General features: G+C 51.0%; 16 protein-coding genes. 9 read left to right on the plus strand and 7 right to left on the minus strand.

The window, feature by feature from the left end:
• Window positions 1–289: 289 nt before the first annotated feature.
• On the minus strand, window positions 290–1,162 hold the full coding sequence (locus BLV85_RS12000) for a DUF6733 family protein (RefSeq protein WP_090415478.1): 873 nt from the start codon (window positions 1,160–1,162) through the stop codon (window positions 290–292).
• 712 nt (window positions 1,163–1,874) lie between these two features.
• Between BLV85_RS12000 and BLV85_RS12005 the strand changes: the two genes are divergently transcribed.
• The 5 genes from BLV85_RS12005 (at window position 1,875) to BLV85_RS12035 (ending at window position 6,515) form a co-directional block, all read left to right on the plus strand.
• The gene (locus tag BLV85_RS12005) at window positions 1,875–2,501 is read left to right on the plus strand and encodes a hypothetical protein (protein ID WP_090415480.1); all 627 of its coding nucleotides are present in this window, start codon (window positions 1,875–1,877) and stop codon (window positions 2,499–2,501) included.
• A gap of 336 nt (window positions 2,502–2,837) precedes the next feature.
• Window positions 2,838–3,314, plus strand: a complete 477-nt coding sequence (locus BLV85_RS12010; RefSeq protein ID WP_090415482.1) for a YbhB/YbcL family Raf kinase inhibitor-like protein — start codon at window positions 2,838–2,840, stop codon at window positions 3,312–3,314.
• 329 nt (window positions 3,315–3,643) lie between these two features.
• On the plus strand, window positions 3,644–4,168 hold the full coding sequence (locus tag BLV85_RS12020) for an adenine phosphoribosyltransferase (protein ID WP_090415485.1): 525 nt from the start codon (window positions 3,644–3,646) through the stop codon (window positions 4,166–4,168).
• Window positions 4,169–4,466: 298 nt separating this feature from the next.
• Complete coding sequence (gene serS, locus BLV85_RS12030; RefSeq protein WP_090415489.1) at window positions 4,467–5,774, plus strand: serine--tRNA ligase; 1,308 nt, start codon at window positions 4,467–4,469, stop codon at window positions 5,772–5,774.
• A gap of 48 nt (window positions 5,775–5,822) precedes the next feature.
• Entirely contained in the window at window positions 5,823–6,515 is a 693-nt protein-coding gene (locus BLV85_RS12035) for a DUF6781 family protein (protein WP_090415493.1), read from the plus strand.
• 564 nt (window positions 6,516–7,079) lie between these two features.
• Here the strand turns inward: BLV85_RS12035 and BLV85_RS12045 are convergent.
• From BLV85_RS12045 to BLV85_RS12065, 5 genes are all read right to left on the minus strand, one after another.
• A complete protein-coding gene (locus BLV85_RS12045; protein WP_090415497.1) occupies window positions 7,080–7,820 on the minus strand; it encodes a 2,3-bisphosphoglycerate-dependent phosphoglycerate mutase in 741 nt (246 codons plus the stop codon).
• Between the two features lie 171 nt (window positions 7,821–7,991).
• Window positions 7,992–9,053: a fatty acid desaturase family protein gene (locus BLV85_RS12050; protein WP_090415499.1), complete on the minus strand. Its 1,062-nt coding sequence runs from the start codon at window positions 9,051–9,053 to the stop codon at window positions 7,992–7,994.
• A 10-nt stretch (window positions 9,054–9,063) separates the two neighbouring features.
• Window positions 9,064–9,510, minus strand: coding sequence for an HIT family protein (locus tag BLV85_RS12055; RefSeq protein WP_090415501.1), 447 nt, complete (start codon window positions 9,508–9,510; stop codon window positions 9,064–9,066).
• A gap of 55 nt (window positions 9,511–9,565) precedes the next feature.
• A complete protein-coding gene (locus BLV85_RS12060; RefSeq protein WP_176974033.1) occupies window positions 9,566–10,351 on the minus strand; it encodes a phosphocholine cytidylyltransferase family protein in 786 nt (261 codons plus the stop codon).
• Between the two features lie 45 nt (window positions 10,352–10,396).
• Entirely contained in the window at window positions 10,397–11,557 is a 1,161-nt protein-coding gene (locus BLV85_RS12065) for a cysteine desulfurase family protein (protein WP_090415502.1), read from the minus strand.
• 169 nt (window positions 11,558–11,726) lie between these two features.
• Between BLV85_RS12065 and BLV85_RS14945 the strand changes: the two genes are divergently transcribed.
• The 4 genes from BLV85_RS14945 (at window position 11,727) to BLV85_RS12080 (ending at window position 15,687) form a co-directional block, all read left to right on the plus strand.
• Entirely contained in the window at window positions 11,727–11,963 is a 237-nt protein-coding gene (locus BLV85_RS14945) for a hypothetical protein (RefSeq protein WP_143032340.1), read from the plus strand.
• Between the two features lie 36 nt (window positions 11,964–11,999).
• Window positions 12,000–12,269 carry a 30S ribosomal protein S15 gene (gene rpsO / locus BLV85_RS12070; protein WP_090415503.1) on the plus strand — a complete coding sequence of 90 codons (270 nt, stop codon included), beginning with the start codon at window positions 12,000–12,002 and terminating at the stop codon, window positions 12,267–12,269.
• 198 nt (window positions 12,270–12,467) lie between these two features.
• Window positions 12,468–14,582, plus strand: a complete 2,115-nt coding sequence (pnp, locus tag BLV85_RS12075; protein WP_090415504.1) for a polyribonucleotide nucleotidyltransferase — start codon at window positions 12,468–12,470, stop codon at window positions 14,580–14,582.
• Between the two features lie 763 nt (window positions 14,583–15,345).
• A complete protein-coding gene (locus BLV85_RS12080) occupies window positions 15,346–15,687 on the plus strand; it encodes a putative signal transducing protein (protein ID WP_090415505.1) in 342 nt (113 codons plus the stop codon).
• A gap of 90 nt (window positions 15,688–15,777) precedes the next feature.
• Here the strand turns inward: BLV85_RS12080 and BLV85_RS12085 are convergent.
• Window positions 15,778–16,267 (minus strand): aldose epimerase family protein (locus BLV85_RS12085; protein WP_483869870.1); only part of this gene is annotated, 490 nt, incomplete at its 5' end.

Raw genomic sequence — 16,267 nt, forward strand, 5'->3', positions numbered from 1 at the left:
CGAGATGTTCGCCTGTACCATCCCTGCTAGCAACAGCCCTCCCGCTAGCATTATACCTTTCAGCCAATGCCTGGCATGCATGTCTCTCTCCTTTTCAAGCGTTATCGTTTTGCTATCTAGTTAAAAAATACACAACCGGCCACCCGGTCCAACCGGGCAGCCAGCAAAAAACCACTTTCTTTGTAAGCCTACTTCCTCAACATATTCAGTGTCAAGAAATTTAAGGAGTGGAACGCCTTGCTTTCATTACACAGCATCGAAAGCCAAGACGTTCCTTATTGTTTTTATATTAAAAATCAAGCTTGATGCTGGCTTGATAGAAGTTGCTGGACACATCACCCTTCACATCGAATCCGCCAGCAAAACGCAAAGCAAGGTTTTTTGGCAAACCAAACTCGACATAAGGGCCTACCCAGTTATACACAACGCCTTCCAGGCTGCTATCGATACGATTCTTGGCCGCCCAAAGGTGTTCCCAATGGATACCGACTGAATTGATTGGCAGCACTCCGCCCATATCAAACAAGGCAGGCTTCACCCCGACATTGATCCAGTTGTGCAGAAAGTCCCGCGCACGCGGGCCGCGCGTAGCCAGATAGTAGGCCACATAGAGGTTTGCCGTGAAATAGTCATCGTCATAATTGACAACAAGGTTGGGCACAACCCCTTCACCGGCACGGATATCCTTGCCGACAATCTCGGAGGACAGCAACGAGCCGTTCAGCATACCGATATTGGGATTGATACTTAACGCATTGTCGAGGAACCTGAAATTCAGACCGATGCCAAACTCCGTCCACAAGCCATTGCCGCCGGAGTTGACGACATCACCATCCGGCCCGGACACCACGCTGCTACGCCCAAAATTGGGATTGGTCCACAACCAGGAATAGAAGGTAAAATCGATATTGTCGGTAATTTCATAGCCCGCATCCAAAATGGTCTGGAAGCCGAAGAAAGTATCCTGCTTCAGGGTAACTCCACCATGAAATTTATTATGACCATCGGACGCATGCCCACCTTCCGAATGCCCTTCAAGCTCAGCAACTTTCGCCTCCAAGGCTTCGACTTTCATTCTAAGTACGCTGTCTCCCTGGGCGGATACATTTGCTGTAGCGCAGGCGAAACCTAGCGCCACTAGACCCGCTATCTGCTTTTTCATTAGTTTATACCTTTCTCAATAAGAAATTGAAATAGTTTATTTTTTCTGGAACAAGCAGCCACTTGGCCCCGTCCCAGAAAAACATGGTTATATGACATAACTAGCCATCCAATACCCATCAGTGAACTTATTCACTATTGAGCAGTCTTATGAGAGCTAGTTAAATCTTTTCTCTCTCCCACCCCAATGCCAACATTGACGACGTGATATTGGGGTGAAGTTTTCTTCTAGCTGATTTAAAAAAACGGGTCAAGTATTTTTGAAGGATTTTTGGAAAGACAAGCCTTATATTTTTTTGGGTCCGCCAATAATATTCTGATAAATAAAGATAAGTGACGCTTCGCCCGATACCGGACAGCATCCATGAAAGTGTATGATTTTATCCACATGGTTTATATCCCATCATGGTTTTTTTGTTATACAATCGCGAACCATCCAAAATAGCAAAAAGCCTGGTTGAAGTGATTGCAACAAATTCATCAAGACAGGAAAGGAAAGCTGAGAAAAAGCGGGCAGAATGAGTGCAGAGCTAGAAACGTGTAATTTGGCATTTATATCGAATTCACGAGATACTATGTGGAACATTTACGCTCGCCATGCAATTGCGCGTAGTCAAAGCAAATGTGGCAACTCTTTTTCCGATGCACCCTGCCTTATCACACATTGGCTACGGCTGAAACCTAAGACTTAAAAAGTGGAGAAACTAGAAATTATGAAAAAAGCTTCGCAAAGCATTGCATGGTTATGTATTGCAGTATCAATGTTTTTGATGTCATTACCATTATCTGCTCAGTTAATGCTCGCACATGAAGGCCATCACGATGCCGGGGGCTGCAAAATCGAAACCGGAGATTTTCCTGTTACCGTGAGCGTTTATGAAGTACCCGAAGGCGATATTCCTCCGATGCATTCTTTCTGCAATCATGTACCCGATGCAGGAAAAATCAATATGACGATCGAGATTTCTGATCTCGATACCCGCGAAATCCCGATCGCAGTTCGTGTTGTCATGGAAGGACACGAAGGCAGCGAACATGGGGAGCACGAAGTACTCTACATGCCTGCTGAGCAGTATCTATCAGGCATTATCGTAGTAGCCACTGAACTCGAACATCTTGGCCAATATTTCGTTCTGCTGGAAACCGAAGATAACGCGGGTAATGTCAAAACAGCCGTGCGCGTCCCGTTACATGTAGGTGGTGGCGGCCATGGCAATCACGGCTCCGGTCTGGGCATGCTGGAAATGATATTCATTGTCGCTGCTGTGGGTGGATTGGCGTTCTTCTTCATGCGCAAGAAAAATGCAGAGAAAGAACTGTCCAAAGAATCCCAAAGCTAAGTCACACTTGTCAGACCCAAACCAAAAGGCGTAGCACGCCTGTACCCGATAGCATGCAGTCAATGACTGCCTGTCAGACTGCATGCTAACCGTAAAGCACAAAACGAACAGACTCAATAAACTTTCGTTTCTGCAATCTACTGCAGCATTTCAGCCCTTACCCTGCTCTCCGTGCCAGAGCATTTCCCCCCTCACATTTGTGACCCTGGCGCCTCATGCTTCCTGCCGGCCAATTCCAGCATACCTCCACACATGCATAGCGCTAACCATCAAACCCATGTAGACTAGCGCAGGAGCGATTCTTGCCAGCATTAAGAGTGTCACAAGGAGGAAATTATGACTTTCACTCTCATTTCACCCTCTTTTAACAATCAGGGTGACATTCCTGCTCGCCACACATGTGATGGCCAGGATATATCACCTGCGCTTGCCTGGACGGATATGCCAGCGAACACCCAAAGCCTGGTTTTAATCGTCGATGATCCAGACGCACCTGATCCTGCAGCACCCAAAATGACCTGGGTACACTGGATACTCTACAATATCCCCCCAACTGCGAGCGAATTGCCCGAGAACGTCACAGCCGATGCATTGCCCACAGGCTGTCTGCAGGGCGTCAACGACTGGAAACGCACAGGCTATGGCGGTCCTTGCCCACCGACTGGCACTCACCGGTATTTCCATAAGCTCTATGCACTGGACACCCTACTCCCCGATTTGAACGAACCCACAAAAACCGAACTGGAAAAAGCCATGGAGGGTCATGTGATTGCCCATGCCGAATTGATTGGCCTGTATCATCGGCATGCTTGAGTCTGTTCCAAACTTTTTCCGGCAAGCGGCATATCAATGCGCCATGCAGCGCATGCATCATCGACCGGGCTTATTGCTTATGGCAGAAGACATGACAGGAGGTGTCATTCATCACTACACCAGGGCAGAATACATTTGGGCACCCGGCAAAACTGACGACAAATCATGGCCCGAATCTGGCTGAGCATTGTGCATAGGGCTACACTTGAGCTACCGTTGATCGCAGCCAACCAACATAGGTCTGATCACGGGAGCTATTTTTCTAACCTCAACATTCCCAGCAAGCCCAATAGTGGGCGACTTTTCTTTTAATTTGCAAACTTGCTTCAATGCCCATCAAATCGCTTATTCGCACCATTGCCCATTACCCTCGCGAAGGGATCATGTTCCGTGATATCACTACGCTACTGAAGGATCCTACCGGACTGCGCACAACCATTGATCAAATTACCGAGCGTTATCGCTCCGAAAAAATCAATAAAGTCGTCGGTATCGAGTCCCGAGGTTTCATTATCGCCGCACCTGTCGCCTATGCATTGGGAGCGGGATTTGTTCCGGTTCGCAAGCCGGGCAAGCTGCCTGCTGACACGATAGGTTGCGATTACCAGCTGGAATACGGGCGTGATCGGATAGAAATACACGTGGATGCGATTGAAAAAAACGATCGCGTATTGTTAATCGACGATCTGATCGCGACTGGCGGCACCATGGAAGCCGCAATCAAGCTGATTGAGGAGATGAATGGCACAGTCATTGAATGCTGCCTCGTAGTGGACCTGCCCACAATCGGTGGAAGCAAACGGCTACAGCAACAGGGCCACAAGCTGTTCTCGTTATGCCGATATGATGATTAGGCGGCGCATCGACGCACCTTGCTAGATCGCATTCGAGACAGGTTTAATGCCGTGCATCGCCAGTTAGAGATAGAATCTCGTATATTTCAGGAAGCAGAGGATAAAACATGCTACAGCATTTCCCAGTGACGGCCCAATGTCCATCACACTAACGTGCGTATTGGTAGCCGAAATTTGCGCGCCGATGTATCCGGGCACGAATCGCCGCCATGAATCAATCTGCCCGATCAACATAGATTGCATAGCTTTTCCTCAGCCCTGCTGACAAACTCATCAGTTCCTGATTCTTGGAGCCCACATGCTTGATATCCAACAACTACGCACACATCTAAATAATATTAACGCACGTCTTGCCCAAAGAGGCTATGCATTCCCTGCTGAAGATTTTAATTCTCTGGAAACAAAGCGCAAATCGATACAGACACTTACTCAATCATTGCAAGCAAAACGGAATGCAATTTCCAAACAAATCGGTATTGCCAAACAACGCGGAGAAGATACCAGCTCAATTATGGCGGAGGTGGCCAATCTCGGTGACGAATTAAAACAAGCGGAAAATGAACTTGAGATCATCCAGGCAGCGCTGCAGCAGTTATTGATGGAAGTACCGAATTTACCACATGAAAGTGTTCCCGCAGGCAAAAGCGAGGTCGACAATCCCGAATTACGTCGCTGGGGATCACCGAGAGTTTTCGATTTCTCTATTAGGGATCATGCCGACATCGGCGAGCATCTTCAACTCATCGACTTTGAAACTGCTGCCAAACTAAGCGGCGCTCGCTTCAGCGTTTTAAAAGGCAATCTTGCCCGGCTTCATCGTGCCCTGGCGCAATTTATGCTGGATACGCATATCCAGGAACATGGCTACAACGAGATCTATGTGCCTTACCTGGTCAATTCGGAGTGCCTGCGCGGAACCGGTCAATTGCCAAAATTCGAGGCCGACCTGTTTTCCATTCAGACCAGTTCCCCAGAAGAGTCTGCCGCCCTGGCCCAAGCCCCAAATCTGCACCTCATTCCCACTGCCGAGGTCCCGCTCACCAATATGGTACGCAACTCGATTGTCCCTCTTGAGCAACTTCCGCTCAAATTTGTGGCGCATACCCCCTGTTTCCGCTCCGAGGCAGGCAGCTATGGCAAAGATACCCGCGGACTGATCCGTCAGCATCAATTTGACAAGGTGGAACTGGTACAGATCGCCCACCCGGCATACTCCTACGAGGCACTGGAATCGCTGGTCGGCCATGCTGAAAACATTCTCAAGAAATTAGAGCTACCTTACCGGGTCATGTTGTTATGCACAGGAGACATGGGGTTTGCTGCAGCCAAGACTTATGATATTGAAGTGTGGCTGCCCGCTCAAAACGCCTACCGAGAGATTTCTTCTTGCAGCAACTGTGAGGCATTTCAGTCGCGGCGCATGCAGGCACGTTTTCGTAGTGAACAAGGCAAGCCGGAGTTGCTGCACACTCTCAATGGCTCGGGATTGGCTGTCGGAAGAACACTGGTAGCCCTATTGGAAAATTACCAGAATGAAGATGGCAGCATCACCATTCCAGAGGTTTTACGTTCCTATATGGGCGGCCTTGACCGCCTGACCACATGAGGCGCACAATGCCCGTATCGCACCAATCACAAGCGGAGAATTCAGAAAATGCAAAATGACAATCCTGGCGCAACTCACGCCAATGACGATATCGCCCAGCTGACTGCGGAAATCAGAGAAGCTGTTGCGCATGGCGGTGATATCGAGAAAACGGTTAGAAATCTGACACTCAAGGCCATGCATGCCAATGGACTGGACCCTGAATCGCTGGTGCGGATTGCCGCGGCTGTCATGGAAGGCGCGCACGAAGGCGCTCAGCATGAATTGTCACATGCTTCGGAACAATCACAGGCTGCACAAACACAAATCATCCAAGCAGTGGCAGGCTTGGATGCCGCGTTTGCGCAACTCGCCGGCGCCTCGAAACTGGCCTTGGAAGAAGCGGCCAGCAAAGCCAAGCAATTCTCGCACAGTGAGCTGGCAAAAACACGGGCCGATCTCGAAAGCCTGGAAAGCCTGTTTATGGACACTCTGAAACAGGCCGCAACCGCCGCCCAAGGCCTGATTGCCGAAACACTACAAGATCTTTACCAACATGCAGAACGCAACGGTACGGCTGTGGGTGCGCAACTTAAGGACACACTCGCCGTTTTTGCGCATCAAATGGCTTCAACTGGCCGCGCGCAACTGGAGGCAGGCGCCCAACTCACGCAAATCACGGCAGATCTGCTGCACAAAATTGCCAGCGGTGTCCTGACCGGTATCGTTGACCAGGTCAAGCAGGCGGATAAAAACAAATAATTTATCGGCTGCCAATCGGCCCTGAAAATCCCGGTTGATCGTTATCCTGTGCAACTGGTTGTTATCACAAAAAAATCGTTGCTTTCATACCCATCCAATGAGTAGTGGCAGCCGTATGCGCCGAATCGCACAGTTCACCCCGACCAAGCGGGATTTCCAGGCTTATGCGCGAAATAGGGCCAGGATGCAGGCCAAGAAATGCGACAGCATTCCGATGCCGCAGCCTGTCGCGCTTTTCTCTAGTACTCCGTTCCGCCAAACCGCTTACATGAAATCGCGTCTTCGCCTGTCATGCGTTGTTGCAAATCCTCGCCATAGCTACGGCTATGACTGCGGTTTGCGCCTAGGAGGCTGTCCGAGAATAGCGATCATAGCGAGGGCGAGGCTGGTTGAGTTGGATTTTTCGATCATTTGAGGCGAATAGTCGTTCTATTTAACGAAAAGGATCGCAAAATCCGGCCAATCAGGCTCGTCCGCAGTAGATCAGTCTATTCTCGGACAGCCTCCTAGTCTGACAGGCGAATCCATCGATTTCATTTGTAAGCCAATTGACGGAACGGAGTACTAGACTGCGGCTTTACGCGCTCCATCATTCAGGGCCGACAGATAGTAACGTCTTACCGGTCTGAGCGAAGCATCAAGCTCGTAACAAAGCGGCCGGCCTGTCGCTATCGACAGGCGCATGACCTGCAAACCCGTCAAGCCCTCCAATTGCATCACCAGCGTTTTTAGTAGATTTTTATGCGAAACGATCAGCAGACGCTTGCCAGCCCGAATCTCCGGAACAATCCTATTTTGCCATAACGGCAATACTCGCTCCAAGGTATGCTGCATGCTCTCCCCGAGGGGCAATTGAGAGCGGTCAACCGAGGCATAGCATGGTTGGTTTACCGGTGCCCGCAGGTCATCCAATGCCAAACAAGGCGGGCTGGCATTGAAACGAATCTGGCAACTCACGATTGACCAGAGACCAAACCTGCGTATAGCCGCCCAACGCTGCATACCTTCCAGTGCGCCATAATGGCGCTCATTCAAACGCCAACTGCGATACACGGGCAGATTTTGCTGGCCCATGGTGGATAATGCGAGCGCAAGGGTATCTTGGGCACGCCTCAACCCCGAGGTCAGACAAGCATCAAAAGTGAACCCCGCCTGCTTGAGCAATTGCCCAGCGGCCCTCGCTTCCTCCTCGCCAGCCGGGCTGAGCGCGACATTGCTCCAGCCAGTGAAATGCCTATCACGATTCCAGATACTTTGCCCATGACGCAACAACACCAAACGCGTCAGTTTCTGTTTTTCATTCACGAATACTCCCCGGATTCGGCTGAATCAAAATAGGGTCGGCGCCGCGTACAGACCCGGCAAAGCTAGCGCATAACACCGATTCTTTTCAGCATAATCGCTCGAATCGTTTGTCGAAATCGGGAAGTAGGTGGATGAAATTCTGATCATGGCAACTCGGATATTGCATTTGAGTTATTCTTTAGCCCCTTTAACCGGCTTAGTAGCCGCGGCCTCTAGCCAGATGCGCTTCAGCGCGTCCCACAACCCCTTTCGGCTGGTCAGCGAGATCAAGCAGTGATCACCCAGCTGCTGCGAAAGCCGCCTTTGCGCCTCACCCAGATTGTGATAGGGCAAGCTCATGAAAAGATGATGTGTGGCATGGTAACGTAATCCCACCGGCGCCCACAAGGAAGTGAACCAGTTTCCGGGAATGTTGATGGAATCAAGATATTGCTCGACCAGTGTCAAACTGTGCGCGCCTGAATGGCGATAAGCATGCGCTGCCAATGTTCGCAGGGCATTGAGGATAAAGACTGTCACTGCAATGGCATACCAGGCCAACAGCAGCTGATAGGGCAGAGTATCAAATATCACGCTGACGATGACCACCCAGACAAACAAGAAAGTCGCAAATTCCTGTATGCGCCAATCATGATCATTGCGAATGGCATCATGGCTACGGATATAAGCCGGATTGATGGTCAACGAAGAAGCACGTTCCCATACCACTTTTCTCAGCGCCGGAATTAGATAAGACAACGGTGTCAGCACTAAAAAACGCATCACCAGCAACAGCGGCAGGATCACTGACAGCAGCACGTACCCCACCATTGCCGCTGGCCGTTGCCTGGCAAATGGGAGATACTCCCCATCCTCAGCTGTTCCATACACCCCAGGTTTGTGATGCTCATGATGCACACCATCGTAGGTAAACGAAGGGATCATGAACGGGATGCCACAAGTCATATTCCAAACGACGCGGAAGAACTTGAACGTGCCGCGCGCAAGATGCGCGAGTTCATGAATAAAAATTGCAGCCCGGTAAAAAGCAATCACTGCTACAAAATAGGCGCAAACCTGCCAGATCGACCACCAGGACGTATGCAACATGATGGCCAGTGCGCTCCAGCCGAGCGCGATATGGAAAAGGAAATCCGTCCAATAAATCCAGGGATTCGGAGTCATCAGGTCACGCACCAGTGCACGTGCCTCATACAATGGGAAACTTTCAACTGTATCCGAGTTGCCTGCCATCAACTTGCTCCTAACAGCGCCAGTACGCGACCAAGTGTTCGATAATTCGCTGATTTGCAGCTGAATCTGTCACATTGGTTTTACTGAAATCCGGCACACTTGGCCACCCAGCATCAAAAAAAGTCTTGCCATCAAACAGCCGAGGCTGCGCATAACGAGGGATCACGTGGAAATGAACGTCCGGATCGACCATCATCAGCATCAGATAATTCACCTTGTCGTACTGGAATGCTTGGTTCAAGGCCGACTCGATCTGCCCGGTTATTTCCTGCAGCTCTACAAAACTTTCTGGACTTAATGCGGAAAAGGCGTGCACCGGCTCATGCGCAACCAGCACCAGCGCACCCAAGGTAAGCTGAGCCGGTCGCAGTTGCACACTCCAATGCGCGTACTGATGTATGATGGTCTCAGGCGCGCCAAATTTGCGCATGGTGTCATTAAAAATCTGCAGACTCATACAGGACTTCGATCGTTAGGCATTCATACCACTTGACCAGATAGGTGCTCATCGATCACGCTTTCTGCCGATGATACCCCCCAGCAAGCGACCCAAAGTACTTTTCCGCCTTGTGCAAATCGTGAATATAATCGATTTCGCACCAGAGAAAACCGGCTACCGATTGACTGCAGACCCCGCCAACTTCTTTTGCCAGCCCATCGATAATTGCCAGATACCATGACCCAAGATTGCGGGCATCGCGTAATGCCTGCTCCACAGCCTGACGAAAAAGCTGAACACCCTGCCCACGAAAATAAATCAAGCCAATCGATTCAGCATCTGTTTCATCAGCCGATAATTTTTTGCTGATTTGCCTGATTTGTCTCTGTGCATCGAGTTGCACTTTCATATCATCTTCGTCATAAACTGTCTTGAAATCGACACACAGCATAATTGGTGCAGCTCGCGCCCGCAATACGCTTGCCAGCAGATCTTCAGTCAACAGTGTATCACCATTGAGCAACAAAAAATCGGCATCCATTTCCTGGCGTGCAATCCAGCAACTCGCCAAATTGTCTGCCACCTCATAAAAAGGGTTGAACAACACCCTGATGCTGACCTGCTCACGATATCGCTCGGCTAGCAGCGCTTCGACCTGACAACTCTGAAAACCAGCGACCACGACAATTTCCCTGATACCGGCAGCCAGCAACGCATCGATCTGCCAGGCGATGACTGGCCTGCCCGCTACCGGCAACAAACATTTAGGCGTATTTTCAGTGAGCGGCAACAATCGCCTGCCTTGCCCCGCACTGAGGATAATCGCTTTACTGGGAAATTGACTGCCTTGCTTGATCATGGATATGCCCGGTTATCGTTTTATCGCTCGGATTCCGCCGAGCACTCATGCGCCTAATACTACGCTCATGCTTTTCAATTGATCGACCACACGCTGGACTGTCGCCAGAAAAGCATCGACTTCGGCAATGGTATTGCCCGCGCCAAAGCTCACTCGTACCGCACAGCGGGCCAATACAGGTGTCACATGCATGGCTTCCAGCACGTGACTTTTACCGGGTGTGGCACTGGAGCAGGCCGCACCACTCGCCACCGCAAAACCGGCTTTATCCAGACGAACCACCAGGGTATCTCCCTCGATACCGGGCAACGCGAAGTAGCAGGTATTCGGCAAACGTGCCGCACCCTGCCCGAATACCGTTGCCCCCATCGCCAGCAGCCCTTGCTCCAGGTGTTCCCGTAACGCGCCAGTATGCGCTGCCAACGCTTCCACCCGGGAGACGGCCAATTCGCAAGCGGCACCAAAGCCAACAATCGCCGGCACATTCTCGGTGCCCGAACGCAACCCCTCTTCTTGTCCTCCCCCATAGATGAGCGGCTTGATCGGCAAGCGCGGGTCAATAATGAGCGCCGCCGCCCCCTTGGGTCCGTATATTTTGTGCGCAGACAAGGTCATTGCATGCACGCCCAGTTCCCTGAAATCCACCGGTATTTTGCCAAATGCCTGCACAGCATCCGTATGCATCCAGGCACCATGGGCTCGGGCAACGTCAGCAATCGGCGCAACCGCCTGAATCACGCCCGTCTCATTATTGGCCAGCATAGCCGACACCATGACTGGCTTCACTCCGGCCAGCAAAGTTGCCACTTCCGCCATATTGATTTCGCCCGACGCGTCGACCGCCAATTGATGCAACTGCCATTGCTCACTTCTTTTTCTGGCCAGCTCCTCGGCGGGACGGCGAATACAAGGGTGTTCAATCGCACTGATGACCACTGCAGCCGGCTTCAGACTCTCCGCCACACCCCGGATAAATAGATTGTTTGCCTCCGACCCGCCACTGGTAAAGATAACCTGTGCAGGCTTGACTCCCACTGCCTGAGCCACTTGCTCACGCGCAAGATTCACCGCCCGACGGGCCGCAAGACCCAGCGAATGTCCACTGGAAGCATTGCCATAACTTTCCCTGAAATAGGGCAGCATCGCTTCCAGCACTGCGTCATCCACAGCAGTCGTGGCATTGTGGTCAAAATAAACTTGGGTCATGCGAAATCGCCCTAAGTGGTATAATTTGAAGCTAGCATTCTAGCGCTCCAATGCATTGTCAACAAGGTTAACCGCATGCCATGCATGCGTTATTTGCAAGGGGGCTGCGACGCCCCTTTTCTGTCATCCTTCACCAGTCAATTCGCAAAAAAACTAGCCATTCGGCATTGTGAATATCGGTTTTGTTCCCCTGCGAGCAAAGCCATTCAATTATATAGCCATACCCGGATTGCAGCACCACGTTAATTTGAAAAGAGAAATCACCGGCCCATTACAAAAAACACGGTTAAAAAAACAGTTTATCGTTCTTCATTTTCAAGAAATGATCGCCGCTGTGCACTGGCGCCAATGCCTTGATTTGACTTGGACAAGTCTTTTATTAAAGAGTAAAATCGCTGCTTTGTGAAGCATGTAAATTAATTACTCAGCAGGAGAAAACAATATGGCGGTAACCACCGATCAAAAAGCACAAGTTGTGCGCGACTACCAAAGAGCCGCTGGCGACACCGGTTCTCCCGAAGTGCAAGTGGCACTTCTGACAACTCGCATCAACGACTTGATCAGTCACTTCAAGGCGCATGTCAAGGACCATCACTCCCGTCGGGGCCTGCTGCGCATGGTCAGCCGGCGGCGCAAACTACTGGATTATTTGAAATCAAAAAACAGTGACGGCTATCAGGCGTTGATCGAACGTCTTGGTTTGAGAAAATAACAAACAAAAGTGCGGGAATTTACCGGACAGCAAACCGTAAATAACCGCAAATGCAATAGAAGCAATTACCCCGGAAACATGGCATATCCCTCACTTTCATTCAGCATGAGTTTGAAATCACTCCTGTTTCCACGGCCAGATGCGACTGTTTGCAGTGAATACTAGGCATGATTTGATCACAAAGAGAAGGATTGTTAATTGAAACCGATAAAAAAAAGCATAACCTACGGACACCATACCCTTACGCTTGAAACTGGAGAAATTGCCAAGCAGGCACATGGCGCGGTCATGGTTTCCATGGATGATACGGTTGTGCTGGTTACCGTAGTGGGAGATAAGAAAACCAGACCTGGACAGGATTTTCTACCGCTTACCGTTGATTATCAGGAAAAATTTTATTCTGCAGGCCGCATCCCTGGCAGTTTCTTCAAACGCGAGGGACGCCCTTCTGAAAAGGAAACACTGACTTCCCGTTTGATTGATCGGCCCATACGCCCCCTTTTTCCCGATGGCTTTTACAACGAAGTTCAGGTTGTCGCGATGGTATTGTCCTCCGATACCGAAATAGATGCCGACATACCTGCCATGATTGGCACCTCTGCCGCACTGGTGCTCTCCGGCGTCCCTTTCGACGGCCCTATCGGGGCCGCGCGAGTGGGTTACATCAATAATGAATACATTCTCAATCCGACCACCAGTCAGCTCAAGGAAACCCAGCTCAATCTTGTTGTGGCCGGGACGGAGCAAGCGGTTCTAATGGTCGAATCGGAAGCCAGCGAACTGTCCGAAGAAGTGATGCTGGGTGCTGTCATGTTCGGTCACGAACAAATGCAACAGGTCATTCAGGCAATCAACGAATTGGCTGATGAAGCGGGTGTCACAGCCTGGGATTGGCAGCCAGCAGAAAAAGATCACGCACTCGCCGAAAAAATCTCGCAACTGGCGGAGGCCGATCTACGCAACGCGTTCACGCTGAAACACAAAGCCGCCAGAACGGAAGCGATCAATGAAACCTGGCAGCGCGTGTTCGCTGAACTGGGTGTTGGAACCGAGGAAGGACCAAGCGAACAGGCAGCCCGCGAAATCGGCTTCGAGCTCGAATCGAAGATTGTTCGCAACAGCATTCTGGACGGTGAATCGCGCATTGACGGCCGCGGCACCCGCACAGTCAGACCGATCACCATTCGTCATGGCGTACTGCCACGCACGCATGGCTCGGCGCTGTTTACGCGCGGTGAAACACAAGCGCTGGTAGTCGCCACGCTGGGCACAACCCGGGACGAGCAAAGAATCGATGCTTTGCAGGGGGATTACACCGAGCGTTTCATGCTTCATTACAATATGCCACCGTTCGCCACCGGTGAAACCGGTCGCGTGGGCACACCCAAACGACGCGAGATTGGCCATGGCCGGTTGGCCAAACGTGCCCTGGTGGCAGTACTGCCGCCTGTGGAAGAATTTGGCTATTCCATGCGCGTTGTTTCGGAAGTAACCGAATCGAATGGCTCGAGCTCCATGGCTTCCGTGTGCGGGGGGTGTCTGGCCCTCATGGATGCAGGCGTTCCCCTGAAAGCGCATGTTGCCGGGATCGCCATGGGACTGATCAAGGAGGGCAATCGCTTTGCCGTGCTCACGGACATTCTTGGTGATGAAGATCACCTCGGCGATATGGATTTCAAAGTAGCCGGCACCGAGAATGGCATTACCGCGCTGCAAATGGATATAAAAATCCAGGGCATTACCAAAGAGATCATGCAGGTCGCCTTGCTGCAAGCCAAAGAAGGACGTCTGCATATCCTGGGTATTATGAAACAGTCACTGCCCGCCACACGGGAAAATATCTCGGTGCATGCGCCACGCATCATTAAGTTTAAAATCAATCCCGAGAAAATCCGTGATGTCATTGGCAAGGGTGGCGCAGTCATTCGCGCGCTGACCGAAGAAACCGGCACCACTATCGACATTACCGATGACGGCGTGGTAACAATCGCCTGCGTCAACAGTGAAGGCGGTGAACAAGCAAGAAAACGCATTGAGGATATCACCGCCGATGTTGAAGTCGGTAAGATATACGATGGCTTGGTGCTCAAGCTACTTGATTTTGGTGCCATTGTCAGCATCATGCCCGGAAAAGATGGCTTGCTGCACATTTCCCAGATCGCCAACGAGCGCGTGGAGAATGTGTCTGACCATCTCAAAGAAGGCCAGGCAGTCCGCGTCAAAGTACTCGAGGCTGACGACAAAGGCAGGCTCCGGCTCAGCATGAAAGCGGCGGCTATCGTCACAGAAACAACCGACAGCGAAGTTTCCTGATAGCAACCATATTCAGCCATAATTGACCTTGTGAGGTGTTCCCGGGCGGGAATGCCTCTTTTTGTTTAGCGATCCAGGAGCCTCCACACGACCACTCCAAGATGCCACTCACTGGGTCACCAGCAGCCGAGCTTCTCCACTGCGACCTCACTGATTGCCCTCCCGGCCCCAGTTTTCGGCTACAGGGCAATGGCGTCATGTCACAATACCTGCTTGCCATCACCATGGATACCTGCAACCATCCAACCGGCTGGCTCACAGTCAATCACTGAGTAACGCCAAGGCCAGGCACCCAGCCGCACCAGAGGCAGACATACTCGACCATTTTGCAATAGATCACTTTCCGTTCCTAGGAGGCTGTCCGAGAATAGCGATCGTAGCGAGGGCGAAGCCGGCTGAGCGGGATTTTTCGATCATTTGAGGCGAATAGTGCTTCTATTTAACGAAAAGGCTCGGAAAATCCGGCCAGTCAGGCTCGTCCGCAGTAGATCAGCTATTCTCGGACAGCCTCCTAGCCGATCAATTGACAGATCAGTGCAATAGCCATACTTTACCAACCGCATATCGAGGCCCTCTTGTGCAAAGCCGATCAAATCATACGGAATACCTTGAGACAAGATCCGAATTAGGATAATTTTTGAGGATCGTTCTCTGAAATCATCAGCTATCTGCTGATTTGTATCGGTACGCTGGCAGTTGACTGAACTCGAACAACGGGTCAAATCGGCAAACTAACTTCTGGACCATTTTTCTGTAGCATCAAATGCGAAAACTCTACACCGCCAATCACTTGCTCGAGGCGCATATCATCATGGATCTACTGGAGAGTGCCTATATCCCGGCCAGGTTGTTCAATGTCTATGCACAAGGAGGCGTGGGCGATATCCCGTTTACGCACGCTTACCCAGAAATATGGATTATCCGCGACCATGATTTTGAGCGCGGCCGGGCTGTCATCATCGACTACGAGCAGACGCCCCAAGTATCCGGCACACTTACCTGCCCGGCATGCGGCGAGGATAATCCCTACAACTTCCAGCTATGCTGGCAGTGCGGTGCCGGGCTGGAGATTGTGAAGGAGAATTCCCAGAACCCTAAACTTTGACTTGGACTCGATGATCATGAACAGCCGTAAACCAACTGTCACGGTACTCGCAGCCGATGCAGCCCGGCATGATCACTTGTCCCCCATCCGTCAATCCTGCTCGATTTGGTAATTGGCCACCAGTCTGTACTCGCTACCCGGCTGAATGCTGACGCGATCGGTGGCTGCGTTGGTGGTCTCGACACAGACAAAACGCAGGTAATCATCATCCTGCAAATCTGCCATCTCCGCCGAGATTTTTACCCAAGGATTCCAGACCACAGCTGTTCGATTGCCTTTGGAGGTAATCCGGATACGACGCCGCAAAGTAGCATCATGGATGACAAGATGATTACCGACAGCCAGATAAATCCGGTCGACCTCTTTATCAACAGTCACCAAGCCATCCTGATGCTTTTCCTGATTGTCGTCTACCTTGTCGATATATTGGGTGTTCTCCAGGCCTGATATGCTGGTTTGAGCTATATCACCCACTTTGAAATAGGGGCTCCTCGGCAGAATTTGTGGGTAACCGAAAGCGCCTTTTGTAAGACCATGGCCGGTGATAGTGGAGCACCCCGCCCAATCTCTGAGAAGATGA

Origin of the sequence: Nitrosomonas halophila (assembly GCF_900107165.1) — a bacterium.
GTDB lineage: Bacteria > Pseudomonadota > Gammaproteobacteria > Burkholderiales > Nitrosomonadaceae > Nitrosomonas > Nitrosomonas halophila.